The sequence below is a fragment of the Aliiroseovarius sp. B-4 genome (assembly GCF_056857795.1).
On sequence record NZ_JBSXNV010000031.1, the window covers coordinates 243686 to 269859 of the forward strand.

The window sequence follows — 26174 nt, forward strand, 5'->3', positions numbered from 1 at the left end:
TTTAGGGCGTGACGGAAGGCTGTTTTATGGGTTAACATGGACCAAATGAGGCAGTAACCGGCGATTCAGTCGGAATTAAAAGACCATATTGGCCGCCATCGGGGGACATCGGTGCGGCGCGGACATAGACAGGCGGACAAATCATGACTTTGAACCTTACCTTGCCCGGTCAGGAAGAGTTGAAACCTCGTATCACGGTGTTTGGTGTAGGCGGTGCCGGTGGCAACGCTGTCAACAACATGATCGAGAAGGAACTCGAGGGCGTTGAATTCGTTGTAGCAAATACAGACGCGCAGGCTTTGCAGCATTCGCGATCGAAAGACCGCATCCAGATGGGTGTGAAAGTGACCGAGGGGTTGGGCGCAGGTGCCCGCGCGTCGGTCGGTGCAGCCGCAGCCGAGGAATCGATTGAACAGATCGTCGATCACCTTGCTGGTGCGCATATGTGCTTTATCACCGCCGGTATGGGTGGTGGCACCGGGACAGGTGCAGCCCCGATCATCGCGCAAGCCGCGCGTGAATTGGGTGTTCTGACCGTTGGTGTTGTGACCAAACCCTTCCAATTCGAAGGCGCAAAACGGATGCGTCAGGCGGAAGACGGTGTGGAAGCTTTGCAAAAGATGGTCGATACGCTGATCATCATCCCGAACCAGAACCTGTTCCGTCTGGCCAATGAGAAAACGACCTTTACCGAGGCGTTCTCGATGGCGGATGACGTGCTTTATCAAGGCGTTAAGGGTGTTACGGACCTGATGGTTCGCCCCGGCCTCATCAACCTCGACTTCGCGGATGTCCGCGCCGTGATGGACGAGATGGGCAAAGCCATGATGGGCACAGGCGAAGCAAATGGCGAAGATCGCGCCGTTCAGGCCGCCGAGAAAGCCATTGCCAACCCGCTGCTGGATGAAATCAGCCTGCGCGGCGCGAAAGGTGTGTTGATCAACATCACCGGCGGTTACGACCTGACCCTGTTCGAACTGGACGAAGCGGCCAACCGTATCCGCGAGGAAGTGGATCAGGACGCCAATATCATCGTCGGTTCGACGCTGGACACCGACATGGAGGGCGCGATGCGTGTGTCCGTGGTGGCCACCGGCATCGACGCGGTGGATGTGAACACCGAAATGCCGTTGCCGCGTCGCAGCCTTGCTTCACCGCTGCAAGCGCCGCTTGAAGTCGAGCAGAAGATGGAAGCCGAAGCACCTGATGCGGTTGCCGCAGCGGCTGCGATTGAAAATTCGCCTGCGCCGAAAGCTCCCTCGGCTGAGGTTGCCGCCAGTGAACCAACATTGTTTGGCGATCTGGAGCGGGAAGAAGTCGCCCCGAAAGCGCCGACCGAAAACGTGTTCCACGCCGATCAGGCCGGCGGTGATATTCCACCACCGGCTTATCAGCCGCGCGAACAGGAAGCCGCGCCCACGGGTTATGACAAGCAACCGGATGTGGCAACATTTGTGGCCCCGCGGGCGCCAACACCGGGCACCCCATCGCCCGAGGCTTTGGCCCGTTTGCAAGCCGCCGTGCACAATCAGCCGCGCGCGCAACAGCCCGCGCCGCATCGCGAAGCCCCGGCCCACTCCGACGCCGCCGCGCATGACAAACCGCGCTTTGGCATCAACTCGTTGATCAATCGGATGACCGGATCAGGGGCCGCAGGCGCCGAAGATCAGGCTCGCAGCCAACCGCCGGTGCAATCCGAACGGCCCGCCCAACCGCAGGCGCCGGCAGCCGACCCAGAACACGACAAGGTTGAAATTCCGGCCTTCCTGCGACGTCAGGCGAACTAGGTTTGTGACAAACAGGATCGCGCGACAGCAGCTTCGCGTGATCCTGATGTTGCACCAGGTCCACAGCAGGACGACTTCTGTGCTGAGACACTGTTTCACCGTTCACTAAATCACCAAAAGAGACCTGCCATGTGGTGGGTCTTTTTCTTTTGGAAACAACCCTTTGTGGCTCGGGGATAGGCGCTTCGGCAACCTCCCGCCCGAGCGAGTCCTGATGTTACAGACCGTTACAGAGGTTTGAATTGTTATTGCACCGGGCAGGATTTACCTCTGTGTCACCAAGCCATACATGCTTGGAGCGCGTCAGACCTGCCGCTGCATGGAACGGTTTCAAACACCTTTTTACGCACGGAGACTGGCAGTGGTGAACGGATAGAACCGGACGCCACACAGACCCAAGACGCTAAGGACCTGTGCCACTCCACACAGAACCTTGTTGTCTGCGGCTCCTGGCGCGGCGAAGAATGTGGATCGAACCGGATGCTGGATCATCAAGCATGACCCCAAGGCGGCGCGATCCGAACTGAGGCAAATAAAGAGGCAACACGTGCAAACCACAGTTGCAAGCAGTGTGACATTTACCGGCACCGGACTTCACTCCGGGCGACCGGCACGTATGCGCGTGCGACCTGCTTCGGCAGAACACGGCATCTGGTTCAAACGCATCGACGTTCTGGACCGGGACAATCTTGTCCCCGCCCATTGGGCCTCGGGTGTTCCCACACCGTTATGCACCCTGATCCGCAACGATGCGGGGGTCGAGGTCAAAACCATCGAACATATCATGGCCGCACTTGCAGGATGTGGTATTCATAACGCTTTGGTTGAACTGGATGGCCCGGAAGTGCCGATCATGGACGGCAGTGCGGCGCGGTTCGTCGATGGTCTGGTGAAGACCGGCGTGCGCGAATTGTCCGCACCTGTGCGGGTGATTGAGATACTGAAACCCGTCGAATACCGGGAAGACGACGGCGAACACGCCATATGGGCCCGGTTAGAGCCATCCGACGGATTTGAGATCGATTTTCACATTTCGTTCCCGGACCGTGTGATTGGCACGCAAAACAAGCGTCTGGACCTGTCGAACGGCAATTTCGTGCGCGAACTCAGCGATTGCCGCACCTTCTGCCGTCGTGCCGACGTGGAAGCGATGCACGAGGCGGGGCTTGCGCTGGGGGGCACCTATGACAACGCTGTCGTCGTTGACGGCGATGATGTTCTGTCGCCCGGTGGTCTGCGCCGCATCGACGAGGCCGTGCGCCACAAGATGCTGGATGCGGTGGGCGACCTTGCATTGGCGGGCGCGCCGCTGAAAGCACGCTATGTCGGGCATCGGGCGGGCCATGCGATGACCAACAAACTGCTGCGCGCTCTGTTCGACAAACCTGATGCGTGGCGCATGGTCGAATGTGACGCCGCAACCGCGCGTCGGTTGCCGGGCGTGGGGGTGCGCCGCTCTGATCTGCCCATGACGGCATGATCGCGGCCGGAACCTGTTGATTTCAAATCGGATACCACGCTTTTCAGGCGTGGTTTCTGCGTTTTTCGGACCGTGTGGGTGGGGCGAACATGCGCCAAGTGACCCAGAGGCGCGAAAATTGCCGAGCAAACCATTTTGCCTCGAAAATTTCTGTGCTAGGACAGGCGGGAACAATTCAGACCAGTCGGTCGAATGACAATTTTTTGGGGTGGCACCGGTCATGATCCGTGTGAAATTTGGCAAAGCTAAAGCGTTTCGCGAAGAACCTGTCGCACAGCTTTCTACGAAACGCGGCGCGACATCTGAGCGTTGCGCACGTTTCGCTTCAAATGAATGCCGCAGCTTCAAAACGAAACGCTTAATCAGTGTGATGCTGGCGTCCGGCATCGTTCTGTCATCATGCGGTGGTGGGTCTGGCAGTTTGGGGTTTGGCAGCCTTGGAGGCAGTTCAGGCGGCGGTGGGCGCGGATTGTTTGGCGCGTTTTCCCAACCGGTAGAAAAAAAGCCGATCGATCAGTGGACCGCGGAAGAAATCTATAAGCGCGGTGAATACGATCTTGACCGCGGAGACCCCTCGGAAGCGGCCAAGTGGTTTGGCGAAGTTGAACGCCTGTATCCGTATTCGGAATGGGCGAAACGTGCGTTGATCATGCAGGCTTTCGCGTTCCACAAAGACAAGGACTATGAACAGGCGCGCGCCAGCGCACAGCGTTACATCGACTTTTACCCCGCTTCGGAAGATGCGGCCTATGCCCAATATCTTCTGGCGCTCAGCTATTATGACCAGATTGACAAAATCGGTCGCGACCAAGGCCTGACATATCAGGCGTTGCAAGCTTTGCGCACCGTGATCGAACGCTATCCTGACACCGAATATGCAAAGTCGGCGATCCTGAAATTTGACCTCGCCTTCGACCATCTTGCCGCGAAAGAGATGGAAATCGGACGGTATTACCTGAAACGCAAGCATTATTCATCGGCGATCAACCGGTTCCGCGTGGTCGTCGAGCAGTTCCAGACCACAACGCACGTCGCCGAAGCGTTGCATCGTCTTGTGGAAAGCTATCTGTCGCTTGGATTGGTCGAGGAAGCCCAGACCGCAGGGGCCATTCTGGGGTATAATTTCCAGTCGAGCGAATGGTATCAAAGCAGTTATCGTTTGCTGACCAAGTCCGGGCTGAAACCCGAGGTAAAGGGCAACAACTGGCTCAGCGCGGTCTACCGCCAACTGATCAAGGGCGAATGGCTCTGATCCCTCACCGGGGCGGGGCGACGACTGACCGAGGGCATCATGCTGCGTGGTCTTGATATCCGCGACCTTCTGATTATTGACCGGCTGGAGCTTGAGTTTCAGCCGGGGCTGAATGTTCTGACCGGGGAAACCGGTGCGGGAAAATCCATTTTGCTGGACAGTCTTGGTTTTGTGCTGGGCTGGCGCGGACGCGCCGATCTTGTGCGTGCCGGGGCCGAACAGGGCGAGGTCACGGCGGTGTTCGATCTTGCGGATGGTCACCCCGCCCGCGCGGTGCTGGATGAAGCGGGGATCCCGGCCGAGGACGAGTTGGTATTGCGGCGCATAAACCGTGCGGATGGGCGCAAGACGGCGTGGGTGAATGATCGCCGCGTGTCGGGCGATGTGTTGCGCGCGCTGTCCGATACGCTGGTCGAACTGCACGGCCAGCAGGATGATCGCGGGCTACTGAACCCGCGTGTGCATCGGCAATTGTTGGATGAATTTGGCGCGCTTGGTCCCCAAGTTGGCGCGACCCGCGCGGCATGGCGCGACCTGTCCCGCGCGACGACGGCGTTGGATCAGGCCCGCGCCGATCTGACCGCCGCGCAGGCCGAGGAAGATTTCCTGCGCCACGCGGTGGCCGAGTTGGATGCGCTTGCCCCGGCACCGGGTGAAGACGCCGAGCTGGACAGCCGCCGCCGATTGATGCAGGCCGCAGAACGCATTGGCGAGGACATCACCAAAGCCCATCAGGCGCTCTCATCTGGCGAGGGGGCCGAGGCGCGGATGGGTGATGCGCTCAGGTGGCTGGAAGCGGTGGCCGATCAGGCGGGCGAGGCACTGGATCCGCCGATCTCGGCCCTTGGGCGGGCTTTGGCAGAATTGGGCGACGCGGTGCAGGGGGTCGAGGCTGCGCTTGATACCCTGTCTTTCAATCCGCACGAATTGGAAGTGGTCGAAGAGCGTCTGTTTGCGATCCGCGCCATGGCCCGCAAGCATCAGGTGGCCCCCGATGATCTGGGCGGTTTCGCTGAAGACCTGCGTGCGCGGCTTGACGCGCTGGACGCGGGCGTGGATGCGATTGCCGGGCTTGAGAAGGATGTCGCCAAGGCGCTGACGCACTACAACAGTGCCGCCGCCTTGCTGACTCAAGCACGCGTCACGGCCGCCAAGGCGCTGGATAAGGCCATGTCGGGCGAATTGGCGCCATTGAAAATGGAGCGCGCGGTATTCACCACAGAAATCACACCGATGGATGCGGGTCCGGATGGGTGTGATCAGGTTACATTCACCGTCGCGACCAACCCCGGAGCGCCGTCAGGTCCATTGAACAGGATCGCATCGGGTGGCGAACTCAGCCGGTTCCTGTTGGCGTTGAAAGTGTGCCTGACGCGTGAAGCTGACGGCTTGACCATGATCTTTGACGAGATTGATCGCGGTGTGGGTGGGGCGACGGCCGACGCGGTTGGGCGACGTCTGGCGGCTTTGTCCCTGGGTGGGCAGGTGCTTGTTGTGACCCACAGCCCGCAGGTGGCCGCCTTGGGCGATCATCATTGGCAGGTGCAGAAAACCGTGTCGCAAGGCATGACGCTGACCAATGTGACACCGCTGGATGCGCCCGCCCGCGTGGACGAGGTGGCGCGCATGATTTCCGGCGACACGATCACCGATGCCGGACGGGCCGCCGCGCAAGAACTTCTGGACGGTTAGGGGCGATCACCCTTGCGGCACAAGTTTGCCGGGGTTCAGAATGCCCTTGGGGTCGAGCGCGGTCTTGATGTCGCCCATGACCGACCAGGCCGGGCCATGTTCCGCGCCCATCAAGCCCAGTTTCCCCATACCGATCCCATGTTCGCCAGTGATTGTGCCACCCATCGCAAGGGCGCGGGTGCTCATTCGGGCGGCCAAGTCCTTGGCCGCCGCTTTCTCGGCCTCGTTGCCGTCTTCGATCAGCAGGGCGGCGTGAAAATTGCCGTCCCCCACATGACCCAGGATCGGTCCCATAAGGCCCGATGCTGCGATGTCCGCCTGCGTCTCGGTGATGGCCTCGGCCAGTTTTGAAATCGGCACGCAGATATCCGTGACCACGGCCTTTGCGCCGGGGCGCAGGGACAGCACCGCGTAATATGCGTGGTGGCGGATCTTCCACAGCGCATTGCGATCTTCGGTCCGGGTGGCGTGTTCGTATCCGGTGGCGCCGAAATCCGTGGCAATGTCGCCAAAGGCTTCGCTGGCTTCGGCAACGGCGGTGGGGCTTCCGTGAAATTCGACCAGCAAATGCGGGCATTCAGGCATGTCGGTCCCGGCATAGCCGTTGAAGGCGCGTGCGGTGTCGGCGTCCACAAACTCGATCCGCGCCATTGGGATCCCCATCTGGATCACCTGCTGCACGGCCCCCACTGCAGACGCCATGTCGGGAAAGGCGCAGATGCCCGCGCTGATCTGTTCTGGCACACCGTGCAGGCGCAGGGTCAGTTCGGTTATAATGCCCAGCGTGCCTTCCGATCCCAGAAACAGCGCGGTCAGGTCATAGCCAGAGGCGGATTTCGCCGCGCGCGATCCTGTCTTGATGATCCGCCCGTCTGCCAGCACCACCGTCAGGCCCAGCACATTGTCACGCATCGACCCATAACGCACTGTTGTGGTGCCCGAGGCCCGCGTCGCCGCCATTCCGCCAATCGAGGCATTGGCACCCGGATCGACCGGAAAGAACACGCCCAACGCGCGCAGTTCATGGTTCAGTTCTTCGCGTGTCACGCCGGGCTGAACGACTGCGATCATGTCGCCCGGATCGGCGGAAACAACACGGTTCATACGCGACATGTCGATACATAGCCCCCCCATCGGCGCGCTGGTGTGACCTTCCAACGACGTGCCCGCGCCATAGGGAATGACCGGCACACTGGCCGCATGGCACAGGTGCAGAATGCGGCTGACCTCGTCCGTGGTTTCGGGCCATGCCACCGCATCGGGAGGGGCCGGGGCGAAATGAGTTTCGGAACCGCCATGATGCGACAGATCGGACTTGGAGCGGCTGAGCCGATCGCCTAGCATGGACGAAAGCTCGGTAAACACGGTGTCGATGGTCATCCCATCCTCCCCAGCAAAGCCGGAACAACTTATGGTAAATGCGTGATCTTGGGAAGGGCCGCGCGGGCGGAGGACGATGCCTAATCGGCTAAAATTGTTCTTAGATCGCGCTTGGCGGGATTTGCAGGATCGGTCCTCTACCGGTTGGCATATCTTGATCGAGAAAGGACCAAGCCAAGTGCAATTCTGGCTGATTGCGCTGATGATCGGGATCGCGTCGGGTTTTGCGGCATTGGGATTCCGAAAGGGAATCGAGACGCTTCAGGCGGCGCTGTATGGCACTGACGATCTGGCCCATCTGCACAGTTTTGCGGGCACCTTGCCATGGTATTGGGTGCTTCTGCTGCCCGCGTTCGGCGGATTGGTTGTCGGGATCATCCTGAACTGGTTCACCCATGACGGCCGGGTGCGCGCGGTGGCCGACGTGATCGAAGGCGCCGCCTTGTGGGACGGGCGTGTCGAGAAACGCGCCGGACTGGGATCGGCGCTGGCCTCGCTGATCACGCTGTCGACCGGTGGGTCGTCGGGGCGCGAAGGCCCGGTTGTGCATCTTGCCGCTGTGATCTCAAGCTGGGTTTCGGCGCGGATCAACGCCAATGGCGTGACCGGGCGTGATCTGTTGGGCTGTGCGGTCGCGGCGGCGGTGTCGGCCAGTTTCAACGCCCCGATCGCGGGGGCTTTGTTCGCATTGGAAGTCGTGCTGCGTCATTTCGCTGTGCACGCTTTTGCGCCGATTGCAATCGCGTCGGTCGCTGGAACCGTGATCAACCGCCTTGAATATGGCGATGTGACCGAGTTTGTCCTGCCCGCCGAAGGATCGCTTGCTTTCTATGTCGAACTGCCTGCCTTTTTGCTGCTGGGGCTTGTCTGCGGGGTGGTCGCTGTCATCTTGATGCGGTCCATCTTCTGGGCCGAGGATGTCGGCGACACCATCCAGACTGCCACGCGACTGCCTCGGGTGTTGCGACCGGCCGGTGCTGGGCTGATCCTTGGTGCCATCGCCATCTGGTATCCACATATCATCGGCGTGGGCTATGAAACCACATCGGTTGCCCTGACCGGCGGGATGGGGCTGCAACTGGCGATCACCTTTGTCGTCGTCAAGGTTGCCGCAGTCGCAATCACCATGGCCGGACGCATGGGCGGCGGGGTGTTTTCACCGGCCTTGATGGTCGGGGCTTTGACCGGGCTGGCCTTCGGGATCGTGGCGACCGCTGTGTTTCCCGACGTATCAGGGTCCGAGACACTCTATGCGCTGGCGGGCATGGGTGCCGTCGCGGCGGCGGTGCTGGGCGCACCGATTTCGACCACATTGATTGTGTTTGAGCTGACGGGCGACTGGCAAACCGGGATCGCAGTGATGGCCGCGGTGTCGCTGTCCACGGCGCTGGCCAGCCGCTGGGTGGATCGGTCGTTCTTCCTGACCCAGTTGGAAAGACGAGGTGTTCACCTTGCCGCTGGCCCTCAAGCTTATCTGCTATCCACAGTGCGCGTGGCGTCGATCATGCGGGCAAGTAATCACGACAGGGCGGCGAATGAAGAACAGTGTTGGGATCTGATCGAACAGGGCGTGTATATTGACGGGAACGCGACGCTGGAGGCCGTGATGCCCATGTTCGAAACCTCTGCCGCGCGGTTCATACCTGTGGTCACGTTGGGCGGCGAGGGGGATCCGCCCGAACTTTGGGGAGCGGTGTTCCAGGTGGACGCGTTGAAGGCTTTCAACCGGGCACTGGCGGAAACGGCGGCCGAGGAACATAGTTGATTCTTGAACGGATCAACTCGCCAGCGCGCGGCTGAGGGCGCAGAACTCTTCGATGCCGATTTCTTCGGCGCGCGACGTCGGCTTGATCCCGACCGAGGTCAGCACATCCTCGATATCGGGTCGCAACCCTTTCAAAGACGCGCGCAGCATTTTGCGGCGCTGCCCGAACGCCTTCGCCACTAGGGCTTGCAGCTTGTCCGGGTCGGCTTCGAACCGGGGCGCAGGCAGGGCGTCAAAATGCACTACGGCGGAATGAATTTTGGGCGGCGGGGTGAACGCTTCGGGCGCTAGTTCCATTACCACGCGCGGGGTGGTGCGCCATTGCGACAGCACCGCCAGACGGCCATATTTCTTCGATCCCGGCTGGGCGACAATCCGTTCGGCGACCTCTTTCTGGAACATCAGGGTCAGGCTGGCCCAGACCGGCGGCCAAGACAGAGGGGTCAGCCATCGTACCAGAAGCTCGGTCCCGACGTTATAGGGCAGGTTTGCCACGATACGGATGGGCGGGGTCAGGTGCTCCAGCGGATCAAGGTCCAAAGCATCGGCATTGATCACTTCAAGCCGGTCGGGATAGACCGCCTGTATCTCGGCCAGCGGCGCCATGGCGCGGCTGTCTTTTTCCACTGCCAGCACCTTGCGTGCCCCTTCGACCAGAAGCCCGCGCGTCAGCCCTCCGGGTCCGGGGCCGATTTCCAGAATGTCAGAGTTCGCCAAATCACCCGCCTGCCGCGCGATTTTGGCGGTCAGGTTCAGATCGAGCAAGAAGTTCTGCCCGAGCGACTTCTTGGCGATCAACCCATGGGCCGCAATGACGTCGCGCAAGGGGGGGAGGCCGTCGATCTGGCTCATGTCCGACGCTTCTGTCGGATGCGGCCCATCTGATGCGCCATGCGCAACGCCGCGACCAACGAGCTTGGGTCGGCCTTGCCAGTGCCCGCGATATCAAACGCGGTGCCGTGATCGGGCGAAGTGCGCACGAAGGGCAGGCCAAGGGTGACGTTCACGCCGCCGGCAAAGTCGATGGTCTTGATCGGGATCAGGGCCTGATCGTGATACATGCAGATCGCCGCGTCATAGCCTGCGCGGGCTGCTGCGTGGAACATCGTGTCGGCAGATTGCGGCCCGATCAGGTCCAGCCCTTCGGCGCGCAGACCGTCCAGCACGGGGGTGATCATCTCGATCTCTTCATACCCCATCGCGCCGCCTTCGCCCGCATGGGGGTTCAACCCCGCCACGGCGATACGCGGGAACGGTTTGGCAAAATCATGGATCAATGCTGCATGTGTCGTGCGAATGACCTGTGCCAGAAGATCACGGGTCAGCTTGGATGGCACTTTGGCGATGGGGATATGGATGGTGGCGGGTACGACCCGTAGCCCATCACAGGCCAGCATCATCACGACCTCAGCGCCGCCTGCAAGATGGGCCAGAAATTCTGTGTGACCGGGAAAGGCGAAGCCTGCGCCGTCTTTCAGCGCCTTCTTGTGGATCGGGTTGGTGCAAACCGCCAACGCTTCGCCAGATCCGGTCAGTTCCACAGCGCGTTCGATTGCCGCGATCACATGTTGCGCATGGTCCGCCTGGGACAGGCCGGGGCGGCGGGGGCTGCCGAAGCCGTGAGGCAGAACCGGAAGGTGGTCAGCCATCAGCGCCTCGGAGGGTGCGGAGATTTCAGCGAAGGCGACGCCGTCCGGCAGGTGTGATGGATCACCGATCAGAAAAAACGGCACCTCACCCTTCAATGCGTCAAAGGCAGGACCGACAATATCGGGGCCGATCCCTGCCGGTTCGCCCATGGTTAAAGCCACCGGCGGCAAACTGTCCGCGGACGGCGCGCCAGTGGTCATTGATCGCTGTAATCTTCGATATGGGCCGCTGCCTTCAACTCGTCCAGATAGGCATTGGCGAAACTTTGCAGACGCTGGTTTTGTAATCGCAGCTTGATGTCGTCGCGGCTGACCTCTTCCGGCAGGTCGCGGGTGCGCGAGCATAGCATAAGGAACACAAGATTCTGGCCCGAGGCCGAGGTCAGGTTGGTCGACACCTCGCCTTCGTCCAGCTTGGCCAATTCCAGCGCATAGTTGGTGGGAATCTGACCAATGGAGAGCGTTTCACGTTGCAACTGCTCGGGCGAAGCATCCCTGATGATGCCGTAGAGATCGTCGCAAGTATCTGCTTTCGCGCGAATATTTGCTGCCTCGCCAAGGGCGGATTCGGTCCGCCCGCCGGGCAGCAGCAGCGTGGCATAGTCCACCGTCACATCCGTCGGCTGCGGGGTCTCGATCTCTTCAATGGCGCGCATCTGAAACACCGCCACGCCGTTATTGACGGGGATCGGGTCACTGACATGTCCGGGGGCCAGCGGCAGGATCTGCGCGGCGACTGCTGGGGGCAGGTTGGACAGATCCATCCACTGCAACCGACCCGAGCGATCGCGTGACGGGGCCACGGAATACTGCCGTGCAGCGGCGGCAAAAGCGGGCAGGGTGGTGATCTCGCTGAGTTCCGAGGCCTGCGCGTTCGACGCCTGCAATTGCGCTGGGGTCTGGGCGGGTAGTATTATCTCGGATAAAAGCACACGCACACCCTGGCCAGGGCGGGTCAGGGCCAATTGGCGATCCACCTCATCGTCTGAGACCTGAACGCGACCAGCCCAGCGGGCCCGCACCACGCCACGCCAGGCGATCCCGCCCGACACGAAGTCACGAAATGTTTCAGGTGCGATACCGGCCTGCGAAATGATATTGTTGAAGGCTTCGACATCCAGATTGAACCGGCCCGTGAATTCCTCCATCCCGGCAAGAATTTCTTCTGCGGTCGGTTTCACATCCGCATTCTCGGCGGCCTGGCGTTGCAGGGCTTCGTTCGTCAGTTGCTCCAAGGCCAGTTGCCGAAGGTTGCCGGGGGCCTTCAGGATGGTCAGAAATGCCATGCGCTGCGACAACTCATAGGCGGTGATCACCCGGTCGTTGATCTTCTTTACCGGTGCGAACAGATCCTGGGCCATTGCTGGTCCCGCGCTGAACGGTGCCAAGACAAACAGTCCGGTCATCAAGATTGCCGCAAGGCGCTGGATCCACCGGGGTTCCGGCAACGTGCAGGCGCGGCTGTTGTTCATGCGTTTCACCATAGTTCTGTCCGATCTGCTCATCGTCATCTCAACCTGTCATCTCAATCATCGGTTTCGATCAGCCGCTGCATTTGTTGGACGTTTTGCCCCGCGCACCGCCAAACCCCGTCAGTTCGACCTTGAAGCCGAAATCCGTTGTTGGCGTCACATTAATGGAGGATGTGAAACGACGCGAGAGGGAAAGGTCCACAAAAATGCATTCATTTTGATAGCGCAGCCCCAATCCGGCCCGTGTGGCCTGCTGGGCCTCAAGATCAAAGCTGCCATCTGCCGACACGCGCCAGAAGTCGCTGATCTGATAGGCCCCGTCCAGCCGCAATTCATGGGTCGGGTCGGGGCGGTTTTCGGCACTGTCTTCGATGACCCAGATATGGGCCGCGCTGAACTCGAAATCGTCGGCCAGATAGGCGGCGCGCGTTTCGGATTTGGTTATCCCGAAATCATCGTCCAGCAACGCGCGGCCCTGCAAGGCGAAGCGTCCGCCGAAATTCACATGCGCGCCCAGAAGCCAATCCGAACGATCTCCGGCCAGCCCGGACGCATCGGTGAACTGGTCAAACCCGCTTTCGCGGAACACCCGACCGGCGGCCAGCGTAAAGGCCCAGCCAGACGGCGAATGCCGTGTCCAGCTCAGCCCGACCGCCGCGCGCGCGCCATCTTCGCGTCGATCATAGCCGGGAAAGCGGTTCAGATCGAACAGATTGGCTTCGTCAAATTCGACAAACACGCTGTCTTCGTTGGGAATATCGGCGCCGACCTGCTTTGACCACGCCACATGGGCGACGGGTTCCAGAATATCCACTGCGCCCGATGCGGCCACGCGCGACATGGGCCATCTGAGTGTCACACCGGCCGATGGTGCGGCGAAACTTTGTTCGGACTCGAAACGGCTGTCCTGTTCGATCCAGTAGACGTTTGCGTCAACGCCCGCCTCTGCTTCGATCACCAGACCAGAGGGGCCGATCCAACTGCGGGTCCAGCCCAGCCCGGCCCCCAGACGCGCCATGTCACGGCCAAGGATATCTTTGTTGCTTTCGCGGAAATGCGCCTGCCATGACAGGTTGCCGCGCACCTCGCCGCCCAGCCAGGTCGGGAAGAAACGGCGCTCATAGAATGTGTCGATCTGGGCAAAGGGCAATTGGTCAGATATCGGCAGTTCGGATTCTCGCAATGTGTCATAGCGGGTGATGCCGCCGAACACGAACTCGTCCCGACGCGCCCGCATCACATTGATCGCGTTGCGCAACCGGTCCTGATCGGAATAACCGTAATCCAGCAGGTAAGCGGGGTCCGAGACCTCTTGCAGCTCAAAGCTGAGCGTGTAGTCGCGGGGCAGGGCAAACTCACCCTCGCCAAAGACGTAATACCGCGTCTGGTCGGGCAGAACGCTGTCGCGGCTGAACGCACCGGAAAACTCGATATCGCCCGCCCGGAACGCCTGACGATAGCGCAGCTCAAGCGTGGTGGTCTTGGCTGCCAGAAACGGCGACAGGGTAAGATCGGCGTGATCGCCCAATCTCAGAAAGAACGGGGCAACCAAACCCACGCCCAGCGTTGACGTGGTGCGAATTCTTGGCGGTAAGAACCCGGTCGCGCGTTTCAGAGTGGGATCGGGAAGGCGCAGGCGCGGCAGATAGAAGATCGGCACGTCCGCCACCAGGAACTGTGCGCCGTGGAAATACAATTGTCGCGCCTTCTCGTCATGCACCACGCGGTCAGCCCGGATCTGCCATAGCGGCACCGGGTTGGCTTTGCACACCTGGCAGGACGAGGCTGCAACGCGCGTCATTTGCGTATACCGGTCATTCACGCGATTGATCTGGGCGGCTGCGATCTGCAACTGTTCGTTCAGCACAAGTCGCGCGCTTTTCAGGATGCCGTTGCGCAGGTCTGACGACAATTCGGCCGCATCGGCAATCAGGACCGTGCCGTCTGCACGGCTGATCGTGATCGGTCCTTCGATGCTCAGATTGTCCGTGACCTTGTCATAGACCACGCGGGAAGCGGTCAGCCGCGTGCCTTCATACAAGACGACCACATTGCCCTGTGCGATCAACGCGGTGTTGCCATCGACACGAACGAGATCCGCGATCAGGCTGGCCTGACCTGCCATTGCAGGTCGCATGGGGGTGATGACAGCAATGGCAGCGACGGCAGATCCCAGCCAAGCCGCCAGAAGGCCAGTGCGTAATCTTGAGCGAACGCCCATCACCCGTCCTCCAAATGCAAGAGAAGCCCCATAGGCATCATGATTGCAGCGATGGGGGGCACCCATGCTGCCAAGAGCACGGGGATCTGGCCGTTTTCACCCAGAATTTGTGCGAAATTACGAATGAAATACGCCCCGAAGCCCATCATCAGCGCCAGCAAGACCATGATGCCGGTGCGGCCAAAACGGGTATGGCGCATGGTAAAGCCCGCGCCAATCAGCACCATCGCGACCAGAAAGAACGGAGTGGCAAGCTCCATATGAAACCAGACACGATGCGCACGGGCTGAGAAACCGGCGGTTTCCAACTGGTTGATAAAGCGGGGCATGTCCCAGATCGAGATCGAACTTGGTTTGCCGAAACTGTCCCTGATCTGTTCCTGTGTCAGGTTCGAATCCACCAGATATTCGTCATAGGACACGGCCTCCATCTCGGGATTGTCGGCGTTCTCAAGATCCCAGACCTTGGCGCTGGTCAACATCCATTGGCCGGGTTCAAGACTGGCCGTTTTGGCCTCGATCCGAAGGGTGGGAAGACCGTCCGGTGCGAAGGAAAAGAAGGTAACGCCCGACAGGCTGGTGCCTTCCAGATCGGATTTTGTCGCGCGGATCACGGTCTGCCCATCCTCGTTTCCTTGCCGCAGCCACACCCCGTCGGTCGAGATTGACAAGACCGACCCGCCGGTGCCTTTGTATTGGGCCGCGATGCGCTCGTATTTCTTGGACGTTGCCGCCGCGATCGGGTTGCCGACAGCCACCGCGATCAGGCCGAACAGGAATACCGTCAATGCGGGCGAGACGAGTGTATTCAGAGCAGACCGTCCGGCGGCACGGGTCACGACCATCTCGGAACTGCGTGCAAGGCTGAGGAACATCCAAAGCGTTGCCAATATGACGATCAATGGCAGAATGCGGTACATCCAGACCGGCGCGTTCAACAGAGTCAGGCCAAGAACATTACCGAAGCCGACCGCGGCACTGTCAAACCGGCGCATGCTTTCCACCATGTCCAGAAGCACGAAGATCATCGCCAACACAACCAGCATGGTCAGAAAGGCAAACAGAAACCGGCGTGCGATATAGAGGTGTAGTTTCATGCAGCCCCCGCCGCCGGTATCCTGGACATCTCGCGCAAGGTGCGCCGCCGCCGCCGCATATCGCGTGGCGATGGGCGGCTTGCCATGATCAGGACAACGATGTTCAACACGACCCCGACGCCTGTTGCGACATAAACCAGCCATAAATAGTTTGCGTCCCGGCGTGCCATATCCAGCATCGTGTTGTCCAGCGTTTGAAGCAGCGCAACAGCGCCAAGCGCCAACACGACCTGCCGCCAAAGCCCGAAGCGGCTGAACCCCGCGACGATCAGCATCGAGAACCCGGTCATCGCCGTGACCACGGAATAGAGCGCCTGCGCATTGCGGAAATGTCCCTCGGCGCGCAAGGCCGCGCGTGTCTCACCTGTCTCAGACAGGGTGGCGACAGGTGGATCTAGAAGCTCGGGCGTATAAATCTGGGTGACGGTGCGATTGCCGCCGATCGGCCCCGACAGAAGGGCTGAAATGTCATAGGTGAAATTCTTGAACCCTGTGGTCGACAGCCGTTGCGATTTGGCATTCAAGACCTGTGCCAACCCGTCAAACATGATCAGCCGCGGCCCCGCATCGGTGCGCAGGATCAGCGCTTTTTTGGCGGTATATGTATATTTCTGCGCCGCATTGCGTTCATCGGACAAGAAGATGTCCAGCAGTTCGCCAGCCGGGCTGATCTCGCGAATATAGAGGGTAACGCCGTCCACCGGATGGACGAAACTGCCTTCGGTCAGGAACCGCGCGGTGATGTTTTCGGAAATCTCGGCCTGCCGTTCGGCAAAGCGAAGCTGGCTCATCGGCACAAGGACATGGGTCAGCACCAGCATGAACAACGCGGTGAAAACACCGAAGACCAGAACCGGCCGGGCCAGACGGAACGGGCCGAACCCGGCGGCTTGCGCCACGACCAGTTCGCTTTCAGAATTCAGCCGGTTCGTCACTGATACGGCCGCCGCAAAGGACGCAATCGGGATGATGAACACAATGACACCGGGCACGATCATCGCCGAGAATTCAAGGAACACCATGGCGGTCTGACCATTGGCGATCAGCTGATCGAACAGCCTGACCGCCCGGTTCACCCAAAAGAGCAAAACAAGCACCAGCCCGTAAAAGCCAAACAGCAAAATAAGCTGCGACAGCATATAGCGGTCGAATCTGGCCACGATACCCCCGGTGAACCCCAACATGTTGTGGGTCATTTTCTAGCCCATCCCACCGCCGGGGAAAACTGCTATCTGGTCAATCGGTGTGTGGCTGGCTAGGAATGGCAAAAGATTGCCTGAAAGGAATGTCCCATGACGACCCCGATCCAGCCCGTTTTCAGCGAAGTCAACCTTGATCCCATCGGCGAACATGAAGGCCGCGTTGTGGTCGTTTTGTCCGAACCGGGCAAGCTGCATCCGGCGGCGCGGCGGGTCAACAAGCTGACCCGTGGTGCGCTTCTGCGTTTCGCGGAAAGCGAGGCATTCGACAAGATGAAAGACGGCGACGCGCATGAAATGGCTTTTCCTACGGGTATGAACGCCGAGGCGGTGCAGGTCATTCGTCTTGCGCCGCGTGCAGATATGAACACCGCACGCAAAGCGGGCGGGGCGATTGGTAAGTCCATGGCAGGAAAGGATGTTCTGGTTCTGGCCGGACCGGTCAAACATGCCGATGATCTGGCGCTGGGGGCGGTGTTGCGGGCCTATGCGTTCACCGATCACAAGACAGGCAAAGACGCCCAGGTCAAGCCGGGCAGCCTGACCGTGATGGTGTCGCGGGTTGACCAGTTCGAAGGCGCGACGGACCGCATCAATGCGCAAAGCGATGGGGTGTTCTTCACCCGCGATCTGGTGAACGAGCCTGCGAATGTTCTGACCACCACCGAGTTTGCGGACCGACTGGTTGCGCTGAAAAAACTTGGGGTCAAGGTCAAGGTGCTGGAAGAAGACGCGCTTGAAAAACTTGGGATGCGCGCGCTTCTGGCCGTGGGGCAAGGGTCGGAAGCCCCGTCAAAAGTGGTCGTCATGGAATGGTTGGGCGGCGAAAAGGATATGGCGCCGCTGGCTTTGGTCGGCAAAGGGGTCGTGTTCGATACCGGCGGCATCAGCATCAAGCCCGCCGCCGGCATGGAAGACATGACCATGGACATGGGTGGAGCGGGCACCGTCGCGGGCGTAATGAAAACATTGGCCACCCGCAATGCCAAAGCCAACGTGGTCGGGCTGGTCGGGCTGGTTGAAAACATGCCCGATGGCCGCGCGCAGCGTCCCGGCGACATTGTTACCTCGATGAAAGGCGACACGATCGAGGTGATCAACACCGACGCCGAAGGACGGCTCGTTTTGTGTGACGTGATGTGGTATGCTCAGGAGGAATACAAACCCGCCGGGATGATCGATCTGGCAACCCTGACCGGCGCGATCATCATCGGGCTGGGGCATGAGAACACGGGCGTCTTTTCCAATGACGACACGCTGTGCGACGGTCTGCTGGACGCGGCAAAAGCCGAAGGTGAAGGCGCGTGGCGAATGCCGATGGGACCGGGCTATGATCAGTTGATCAAGTCGAACAAGGCGGACATGAAGAATGTCGGCGGTCGCGCCGCTGGGTCGGTGACTGCCGCGCAGTTCCTTGGCCGCTTCGTAAAGGAAGGCCAACCCTGGATTCACCTGGATATCGCGGGCACCGCGCAAGTGGCGCAGGACGGACCACTTGCGCCGAAAGGCGCGACCGGGTGGGGGGTTCTGGCGTTGAACCGTCTGGTGCACGACATGTTCGAGGCTGAATAGCATGTCCGACCCGGCAACAGGGACCCAAGACGGGCAGGGTGCGTTGCACGACAAGACCGGCGAGGTCTTTTTCTATCACATGACGCGCAGCCCGCTTGAGGCAACATTGCCGGTTCTTTTGCAAAGGTCATTGGAGGCAGGTTGGAAAATCTGCCTGCGCGGCACCGATCCCAAGCGCATGGCGTGGTTGGACGAGCGTCTCTGGACAACATCGGATGATGGGTTCCTGCCGCATGGCCAATCGGGTGGACCGCATGATGCGGATCAGCCGGTGCTGCTGACCACGGACACAACCATTCCCAATCAGGCCAATGCGTTGATTGCGGTCGATGGTGCGGCGGTAGATGCTGAAGAATTGGCGGGTCTGACACGGGTCAGCATTCTGTTTGACGGCAATGACCCAGATGCGGTGGTCCACGCGCGCTCCCAGTGGAAAGAGGTGGCGGCCGCAGGTCTGACCGCGAAATACTGGAGCCAGGAAAGTGGGCGGTGGGAGATGAAGGCAAGCTCGTAAGTAGTTGATAGCAATTAGTTTTGAGCGCCTAGTTTCCGCGCGTCAGGATCAATCTATCCCGCTCGATCTCGATCTTCTCAAACCGCTGCAAATAGTCGTTTCCAAGCAGCGACCCCGGCATTTCGCCATCGTTTACCCAGACCTCGACGCCGAAATCCTCGACGCCCAGAAATTCGACGCGCGCAATGCGGGCGGGGGCGGTGCGGACCGGGCCATTTGCGCTCATCGCGCGACCGAAAAAGCGCAGCGCCTCCATCTGCACCCCTGCCCGTTCGGCATCTTCTTTGGTCAGAACGATTTGGCTGGCTCCGGTGTCGACAACAAAATCAATCGGCTGCCCGTTCATCAACAGGGTGGCATAGAAATGGCCGTCGCGTGCGCGCGGCAGCTCGATCTGACCTGTTTCCTGCACCACGCTCTGGCGCGGTGTAATGTCGTTTCTGATATCCTGCCAAAGCCCGACACCCGCCATCGCGCCGATGAAAATCAAGCCCCAAATCAGGGCGTGGCGGAAGGTCTGACCGATATTTTTTCGATTCTCGGCAATGAAATACCCGCCGATCGCTGCCAGCAGCAGCGTAAGATATATCGCACGTGCATAGTCGTCGCCTGTCATTCTGGCCTCCGAAACCCTTACCCGAAAGATATAGGAAGGGCAGGCGCATTTGTCATCGGGGCAGGGCGCCGCGTGTCAGCCCATTAGCCCAAAGTCGCGCAGCCCTTCCAGAATGAACTGAACGGCCAAAGCAGACAGAAGCATACCCAATAGCCGGGTTACGACCTTGATCCCCGTTTCGCGCAAGACATGTTCCAGCAGCGAGGATGCGTTGAACAGAATGAAAGCGATCAACAGCACCACCACCATCACCGCCACCGCCAGCATGACACCGGAAAAGCCGTCGCCCTGTCCCGACAACAGGATCACCGTCGCAATCGACCCCGGACCGGCCATGATCGGGATTGCCAACGGAAAAACCGACGGGTCGTCGTGGCTGTCAACGCCGTCCTCGGATTGATCCTTGCGACGTGCTGTGCGGCGTTCAAATACCATGTCCAAAGCCAACAACAACAGCAGGATACCGCCCGAAATTCGGAACGCGGGCATCGAGATGCCAAGGAAATTCAGAACATTTTCGCCCAGAAAGGCGAACAGGATCAGCAACAGACCGGCGGTTCCGCAGGCCCGAAGTGCAATGCCCCGCCTTTCCCGCGCCGTCCTGCCTTGAGTCAATGCCATGAACAAGGGCGAGATCCCAATCGGGTCCATCACCACAAAAAGCGTGACAAAGGCGGGAATGAACAGATCAAGATCCATCTCTAACCCTCGGCTTTTTCAAGTTTATCCTGCGCACGCAGCCACAGTTCCTCGGCGCGGTCCAGGGCCTCGTGAACCTCGGCATGTTTCTTTTGCCAGACCACGACCTCGTCCTTGCGTTCTGGTTCATATATCCCCGGATCGCCCAGTTTGGCGTCCAGCCTGTCGCGCATCGCTTCCAGTTTTTCGACCCGCGCTTCTGCTTTTCTCAACTCGGCGCGCAGGGCAAGGATCGTGTCCCGGTCGGCGCGTTTCGGTTTCGCAGGCGCAGGTTTCGCCTTGGCGGATTTCTTGTCGTCCTCTGATGACAGCAACATTTTGCGATAATCTTCAAGATCGCCCTCGAAGGGTGCGACGCCCCCGTCATTGACCAGCCAAAGCCGGTCGGCCACCAGCCCCAGCAAATGCATGTCGTGGCTGACCAAAACGACCGCACCGGAATAGGCGGTCAGCGCCTCGACCAGGGCCTCGCGGCTTTCGATATCAAGGTGGTTGGTCGGTTCATCAAGGATCAGCAGATGCGGCGCATCCAACGTGGCCAGTAGCAGCGTCAACCGCGCCTTCTGCCCGCCCGACAGCCGCGCAACGATGGTTTCCGCCTGATCCGCGCCCAGCCCGAAGCCTGCCAGCCGCGCCCGATGGCGACCGGGAAGCTCGTTGGGGCGCAGGCGACGCAGGTGTTCGATGGGGGTTTCATCCTCATACAGCTCGTCCATCTGATGCTGCGCGAAATACCCGATGCGCAGCTTCGATGATTTGGTCATCTTCCCCGTCATCAGCGGCAGACGATCCGACAGCAGTTTCGACAGGGTCGATTTGCCCTGACCGTTCTTGCCCAGAAGCGCGATCCGGTCATCCTGATCGATGCGCAAATCCATCCGCGACAGAACCGTCGTGTCGCCATAGCCGCAGGATGCGCCCTCCATGTTGATGATCGGGGGCGACAGCTCTTCAGGTTCCGGGAAGCTGAACGCCTTCAAAGCTGCTTCTTGCGGGGTGGTGATGGTTTTGAGTTTCTCGATCATCTTCAGCCGCGACTGCGCCTGCACAGCTTTTGACGCCTTCGCCCGGAACCGATCCACGAAACTTTGAAGATGTGCGCGCCGCGCTTCGACCTTCTTGTTTTCGCTCTCGGCAACGGCCAGACGCGCCGCACGGGTCTCGGCAAACCGGTCATAGGCACCCTGATACAGCGTCAGCTTGCGGTCTTCCAAATGCAGGATTGCGCCGACGGACCGGTTCAGCAACCCCCGGTCGTGGCTGATAATCAGAACCGTATGAGGATATTTCGTCAGGTACTGCTCCAGCCAAAGCGCGCCCTCAAGGTCCAGATAGTTGGTCGGTTCATCAAGCAACAGCAGATCCGGTTCGGAAAACAATACCGCCGCCAACGCCACGCGCATCCGCCAGCCGCCCGAGAAATCCGCGCAGGGCAGGGCGTGCTCGTGGTCGTCAAACCCCAGCCCTTTCAAAATCGCCGAGGCGCGCGCCTCGGCGCTCCAGGCATCAATATCGGCCAGCCGGGTCTGGATGTCCGCAATCCGGTGGGGGTCGGTGGCGGTTTCGGCCTCCTCCATCAACGCCGCCCGTTCAGTATCCGCCGCCAGCACGGTGTCCAGCAATGAGGTTTGCGAGGCGGGCACTTCCTGCGCCACCCCGCCAATCCGCGCGCCTTTGGGAACTGAAATCTCGCCGGATTCCAACGCCAGCTCACCCCGGATCAGGCGAAACAGCGTCGTCTTGCCCGTGCCATTGCGCCCGACAAGGCCCACTTTGTGACCATCGGGGATCGCTGCGGTGGCACCGTCAAACAGGGGGCGGCCCTCAACGGCGTAGGTGATATCTGAAATCTTTAGCATGTTGTCTCATGTGCCTGAGCCGCGCGCGGGCGTCAATCGCTGTCACGCACGGTCAGAACAGGTCACAATCGCCGCTTCCCAAATCCTTGATCCCATGTTACGGGACGCGCCAATCACATATGCATCGGGGCAGGGGTCCCGTTGCCCAAACGCAAAAGGGACCGACATGGCCATTCAACGCACATTCTCGATCATCAAACCCGATGCCACGAAACGCAACCTGACAGGCGCCATCAACGCCAAGATCGAAGCCGCTGGCCTGCGCATCATCGCGCAAAAGCGCATCCACATGACGCAGAAACAAGCCGAAACCTTCTATGGCGTCCATAAAGAGCGCCCCTTCTTCGGTGAACTGGTCGAATTCATGATCTCGGAACCCGTCGTCGTGCAGGTTCTGGAAGGCGAAGACGCGATCAAAACCTACCGCACCGTGATGGGCGCCACCAACCCGGCTGACGCTGATGAAGGCACCATCCGCAAAGAGTTCGCCCAGTCGGTTGGCGAAAACTCGGTGCACGGCTCGGATGCGCCGGAAACCGCCGCCGAAGAAATCGCCTACTTCTTCTCAGGTCTGGAACTGGTGGGCTAAGCTGGTTTGTCAGACGAATGAAAGGCCGCGCGAGGGAACTCGGGCGGCCTTTTCCATGTCTGCCGCTTTCTTCTGGCTTAAAATATCCCGGGGTGAGCGGCCTCGCCGCGAGGGGCAGCGCCCCTCAGGCTCACATCGTGAGCCACCCGATCAGACGCCCGACTGTCTTGGAATTCCAATTTCATCCAAGATCGCTTCCATCTTGTCTTCCGAAGGCGTGTTTGCGCTCGCTTCGGCCTTGAGCGCATCAAACCGCGCGCGCAATTCAGACTTTTCCTTGCCCTTGCAATCATTCCAGGGACGCCCCTGCAACCCCATGACCATGGCGTAATATCCGATGAAATGTGGACGAGAGCCCGCAGCCAGAAGGCGGCGATAGGCCTCATCCGCGCCCAACTCCCGCAATTCATCCGCCGAGTGGATGCCTGCCCGCGCGAAGGATATATCCGACGCAGGCCCAAGATTGCGTATGGACGAAACCGGATCAGTCATGATCCCAACTCAAGCGTGTAGCTCGACCGTGAAAATACGTCAGATACTGGCCCAGTCCGTAAACACCACGGCGGGCGTTTCCGGTTCCTCGGTCTTTGTTCTGTCGGTTTTCGGCGGTGTTTGCTGTCGAAGATAACGAACGACACGTTTTGGTGTTTTAATCTGTTTATTCTGTGACTTATATACCATTTCCCCACTCCAGTTGCTGAGGTTTGCGCCTGAATATGACGCACCATTTTTCCCACCAGAGACCTTTCGGTATTCACATGTTAACAGATTATGAACGATGAGTGGCGAATAAATATTTCACAATTGTGTTGTCTGTTGAAACATTGTGGCGTCAGTGTCACACAGATGACCTGCGGTCAGCGGGCGGCAACGCATATCCCACACCATCCCACACCATCCCACATTATCGTTGTCACATGACGATCACGCCAGTGCGCAACCGAAAGCCGCGCGCGCAAACCACGGCCCCGAACAAAAGGTCGATCATCCAGGCCACTGCGCGGAAGGCAAATGAAACAGCTTTGGTGGCGTGGGAATGATCGGCAAGGGACTGCCCGGTTTCGGGCGCCGAACGGTCTAGGATTGCGGATCGTCCAGTGCGCCGTGGATCGCAAATTGCTCAAGCCCGGCGTCCTGAGCTTCAATCACACGATAGGTTTCGCGCACGCCCGCTTCCGTCAAATCGCGCGCAACGGTCAGCAAGGTGTTGGCCGCATGTTCGTCACACAGATCCGCCATCTGTGAAAGTTCTTCGATGGCGACTTCGCGTGCGGTCTCAAGCGACGGTGCGCCGTAAACATCGACAAAGTGCTGGGCCAGACGGTCGGCCAGGGTGTCGCGTTCGCCGGACTCGATCTGGGTGACAGCGACAAAGCTGACGCGGCCAAATGTTTCGCACCCCAACCAGCCATTGGCAAACGCCTGACGGGCCTTGCCGACTAGATCAGCCTCGGACCAGTTGGAAAATTCGAACCCGCCGGAGATGCACCATTCGCCGGTCCTGGCGGGATTATGGAAAACACGGGTATCGCTTTCGTCAAAATGGATTGCGCGGGCAAGTTTCATGCGGGCTCCGTTAACAGGGCGGTCAGGGGGATCAGATGGGATTGGCCGTCGGTTTTCAACAGCAGGCCGAGGTTTTCGTCAAGGCCGACGAACGTGCCGCGTTGCCCGGCGACGGATATTTCGGTGTTGCGCCCATAGGCCACGCCAATCCAGTCCTGATGCAGGCGCGCGGGACCATCTTCGGCCCAGGTATTCAACGCCACCAACGTATGGCGCACCCATGCCTCAAGCAGGGTCACGGCGTCCACATCGGTGCAGCCCTCGGCATAAAGCGCGGTGATGTCCGGTGTCAGCCCGGTTTCCTCCGACGCGGGCCAAAGGTCCAGTGACAGCCCGACCACCAGCCAGTCGGGCACCGCATCGGGGTCCGGTGCGGACGCCGCCAATTTCAGCGCGCCACAGCGCCCGCCATTCAGGTATATCTCCCCGCTCCAGCCCAGATGCACTGCGACTTCGGGTGGGGCAAGCGCGCCAAGGGCGTTCTGGAACCCGATCCCGCAAAGCGGCAACATGCAGGCTGCGTTGCCCAGCGGAACCTCGGGCGCGAAAACCATCGCCGCGCGCAGGCGGTCATGGGCCAGATCATACGTAACCAACCCCGCGTCGCACACCCCAACCGCCTGCGCGCAGGCCAGTGCGAACGGGTCTGAACCATCTGCATCAACGCCAGAGAACAAGGGGGGAAAGACAGGCCGTGTCATGCGTGACCGGCTGCGACCAGCTTCTGCGCAACCTCGCGGAACGCCGCCGCCTGCGGGCTGTCCGGCTTGGACACCACGATCGGCGCGCCGCCATCTGCGGCCAGCCTGATATCCAGATGCAGTGGAATTTCCGCCAGCAATGGCACGCCAAGTTTGGCCGCTTCGGTTGCAACCCCGCCATGGCCGAACGTGTGTTCTTCGTGGCCGCATTTCGAACAGATATGGGTCGACATGTTTTCGATCATCCCGATGATGGATGTGCCCAACTGGTTGAACATATCAATTCCCTTGCGCGCATCCAGCAGCGCCACATCCTGCGGGGTCGAAACGATGATCGCGCCGTCAAGCTGCGCCTTTTGTGCCAGTGTCATCTGCACATCGCCAGTGCCGGGCGGCAAATCGACAATCAGCACATCCAATGCACCCCATTGAACTTGCGTCAGCATCTGCTGAAGCGCGCCCATCAGCATCGGTCCACGCCAGACCACAGCCTGATCGTCGTTTGTCATCAGTCCGATGGACATCATCGTGACGCCGAAGTTGCGCATTGGCAGAATGGTCTTGCCATCGGGTGAAGACGGACGTCCCGACACCCCCAGCATCCGCGGTTGCGACGGGCCATAGACATCAGCATCCAGCAGACCGACGCGTCGCCCTTCTGCCGCCAGCGCACAGGCCAGGTTGGCGGCAACAGTGGACTTGCCCACGCCGCCCTTGCCGGATGCGATTGCGATGATCCGGTCCACACCCGGTACTTTCTCAGGTCCTGTTGGCTCAGAACCTCGCCCAAGACCCAGATCGGGCGGAGCAGCGGGTGCGCTATGCGCCGTCATCACAACGGATAGTTTTTCAACTCCGGGCAGGGCTTGCACCTTCGCTTCGGCCTGGTCCTTCACTTTTGTATAGGCGGCGGCATGGCTGCCGCTTACCTCCAGCACAAAGCGCACCATGCCGTCTTCGACAGTCAGTGCCTTGATCAACCCGGCCTCGACCAGCGAGCCACCACTGACCGGATCGGTCAGCGTGTTCAGCGCAGCCAACACATCCTCACGACAAAGCGTCAT

The 26174-nt window shown here is 60.1% G+C and carries 22 protein-coding genes; 8 read left to right on the forward strand and 14 right to left on the reverse strand.

The features are described from left to right. The first annotated feature begins 143 nt into the window (after positions 1-143). From ftsZ to recN, 4 genes are all read left to right on the forward strand, one after another. A complete protein-coding gene (ftsZ, locus tag AC13C8_RS06195) occupies positions 144-1787 on the forward strand; it encodes a cell division protein FtsZ (protein WP_482846736.1) in 1644 nt (547 codons plus the stop codon). Positions 1788-2334: 547 nt separating this feature from the next. After that, entirely contained in the window at positions 2335-3267 is a 933-nt protein-coding gene (lpxC, locus tag AC13C8_RS06200; protein ID WP_091432328.1) for a UDP-3-O-acyl-N-acetylglucosamine deacetylase, read from the forward strand. Positions 3268-3637: 370 nt separating this feature from the next. After that, on the forward strand, positions 3638-4519 hold the full coding sequence (locus AC13C8_RS06205) for an outer membrane protein assembly factor BamD (protein ID WP_091432326.1): 882 nt from the start codon (positions 3638-3640) through the stop codon (positions 4517-4519). Positions 4520-4558: 39 nt separating this feature from the next. Then, on the forward strand, positions 4559-6211 hold the full coding sequence (gene recN, locus AC13C8_RS06210) for a DNA repair protein RecN (RefSeq protein WP_482846737.1): 1653 nt from the start codon (positions 4559-4561) through the stop codon (positions 6209-6211). Between the two features lie 6 nt (positions 6212-6217). Here recN and AC13C8_RS06215 read toward each other — a convergent pair whose 3' ends face one another. Continuing rightward, entirely contained in the window at positions 6218-7591 is a 1374-nt protein-coding gene (locus tag AC13C8_RS06215) for an FAD-binding oxidoreductase (RefSeq protein ID WP_482846738.1), read from the reverse strand. Positions 7592-7667: 76 nt separating this feature from the next. Between AC13C8_RS06215 and AC13C8_RS06220 the strand changes: the two genes are divergently transcribed. Next, entirely contained in the window at positions 7668-9356 is a 1689-nt protein-coding gene (locus tag AC13C8_RS06220) for a chloride channel protein (protein WP_091430370.1), read from the forward strand. Between the two features lie 12 nt (positions 9357-9368). On the opposite strand, the gene rsmA is transcribed toward AC13C8_RS06220, so the two are convergent. The 6 genes from rsmA to AC13C8_RS06250 all read right to left on the reverse strand — a co-directional run bounded on the left by rsmA (position 9369) and on the right by AC13C8_RS06250 (position 16991). Further along, positions 9369-10208, reverse strand: a complete 840-nt coding sequence (gene rsmA, locus AC13C8_RS06225; protein ID WP_482846739.1) for a 16S rRNA (adenine(1518)-N(6)/adenine(1519)-N(6))-dimethyltransferase RsmA — start codon at positions 10206-10208, stop codon at positions 9369-9371. Continuing rightward, entirely contained in the window at positions 10205-11206 is a 1002-nt protein-coding gene (pdxA, locus tag AC13C8_RS06230; protein ID WP_482846740.1) for a 4-hydroxythreonine-4-phosphate dehydrogenase PdxA, read from the reverse strand. Before pdxA ends, rsmA begins: the two co-directional genes overlap by 4 nt. Continuing rightward, positions 11203-12477 (reverse strand): peptidylprolyl isomerase, encoded by a 1275-nt coding sequence (locus AC13C8_RS06235; RefSeq protein WP_482846741.1) that lies wholly within the window; start codon positions 12475-12477, stop codon positions 11203-11205. Before AC13C8_RS06235 ends, pdxA begins: the two co-directional genes overlap by 4 nt. 70 nt (positions 12478-12547) lie before the next feature. Then, positions 12548-14698, reverse strand: coding sequence for an LPS-assembly protein LptD (locus AC13C8_RS06240; protein WP_482846742.1), 2151 nt, complete (start codon positions 14696-14698; stop codon positions 12548-12550). Next, entirely contained in the window at positions 14698-15795 is a 1098-nt protein-coding gene (gene lptG, locus AC13C8_RS06245) for an LPS export ABC transporter permease LptG (RefSeq protein WP_482846743.1), read from the reverse strand. The genes AC13C8_RS06240 and lptG overlap by 1 nt, the downstream gene beginning before the upstream one ends. Continuing rightward, the gene (locus tag AC13C8_RS06250; protein ID WP_245744707.1) at positions 15792-16991 is read right to left on the reverse strand and encodes an LptF/LptG family permease; all 1200 of its coding nucleotides are present in this window, start codon (positions 16989-16991) and stop codon (positions 15792-15794) included. Before AC13C8_RS06250 ends, lptG begins: the two co-directional genes overlap by 4 nt. Before the next feature lie 96 nt (positions 16992-17087). Between AC13C8_RS06250 and AC13C8_RS06255 the strand changes: the two genes are divergently transcribed. Both AC13C8_RS06255 and AC13C8_RS06260 read left to right on the forward strand, forming a co-directional pair. Further along, positions 17088-18566: a leucyl aminopeptidase gene (locus tag AC13C8_RS06255; protein ID WP_482846744.1), complete on the forward strand. Its 1479-nt coding sequence runs from the start codon at positions 17088-17090 to the stop codon at positions 18564-18566. Between the two features lies 1 nt (position 18567). Next, positions 18568-19080, forward strand: a complete 513-nt coding sequence (locus AC13C8_RS06260) for a DNA polymerase III subunit chi (RefSeq protein WP_091430359.1) — start codon at positions 18568-18570, stop codon at positions 19078-19080. 28 nt (positions 19081-19108) lie between these two features. Here AC13C8_RS06260 and AC13C8_RS06265 read toward each other — a convergent pair whose 3' ends face one another. The 3 genes from AC13C8_RS06265 to AC13C8_RS06275 form a co-directional block, all read right to left on the reverse strand. Further along, on the reverse strand, positions 19109-19696 hold the full coding sequence (locus AC13C8_RS06265; RefSeq protein ID WP_091430358.1) for a retropepsin-like aspartic protease family protein: 588 nt from the start codon (positions 19694-19696) through the stop codon (positions 19109-19111). 75 nt (positions 19697-19771) lie between these two features. Then, entirely contained in the window at positions 19772-20395 is a 624-nt protein-coding gene (locus AC13C8_RS06270; protein ID WP_482846745.1) for a MarC family protein, read from the reverse strand. 2 nt (positions 20396-20397) lie between these two features. Further along, positions 20398-22254, reverse strand: a complete 1857-nt coding sequence (locus AC13C8_RS06275) for an ABC-F family ATP-binding cassette domain-containing protein (protein ID WP_091430355.1) — start codon at positions 22252-22254, stop codon at positions 20398-20400. Between the two features lie 166 nt (positions 22255-22420). Here AC13C8_RS06275 and ndk point away from each other — a divergent pair, with 166 nt between their 5' ends. Continuing rightward, positions 22421-22843, forward strand: coding sequence for a nucleoside-diphosphate kinase (gene ndk / locus AC13C8_RS06280; protein ID WP_091432320.1), 423 nt, complete (start codon positions 22421-22423; stop codon positions 22841-22843). A gap of 150 nt (positions 22844-22993) precedes the next feature. Here ndk and AC13C8_RS06285 read toward each other — a convergent pair whose 3' ends face one another. The 4 genes from AC13C8_RS06285 to AC13C8_RS06300 all read right to left on the reverse strand — a co-directional run bounded on the left by AC13C8_RS06285 (position 22994) and on the right by AC13C8_RS06300 (position 26174). Continuing rightward, complete coding sequence (locus AC13C8_RS06285) at positions 22994-23335, reverse strand: TfoX/Sxy family protein (protein ID WP_482846746.1); 342 nt, start codon at positions 23333-23335, stop codon at positions 22994-22996. Positions 23336-23920: 585 nt separating this feature from the next. Then, positions 23921-24409: a DUF6505 family protein gene (locus tag AC13C8_RS06290; RefSeq protein ID WP_091430349.1), complete on the reverse strand. Its 489-nt coding sequence runs from the start codon at positions 24407-24409 to the stop codon at positions 23921-23923. Beyond that, the gene (locus tag AC13C8_RS06295) at positions 24406-25110 is read right to left on the reverse strand and encodes a biotin/lipoate--protein ligase family protein (RefSeq protein ID WP_482846747.1); all 705 of its coding nucleotides are present in this window, start codon (positions 25108-25110) and stop codon (positions 24406-24408) included. Before AC13C8_RS06295 ends, AC13C8_RS06290 begins: the two co-directional genes overlap by 4 nt. Further along, positions 25107-26174: an Mrp/NBP35 family ATP-binding protein gene (locus AC13C8_RS06300; RefSeq protein ID WP_482846748.1), complete on the reverse strand. Its 1068-nt coding sequence runs from the start codon at positions 26172-26174 to the stop codon at positions 25107-25109. Before AC13C8_RS06300 ends, AC13C8_RS06295 begins: the two co-directional genes overlap by 4 nt.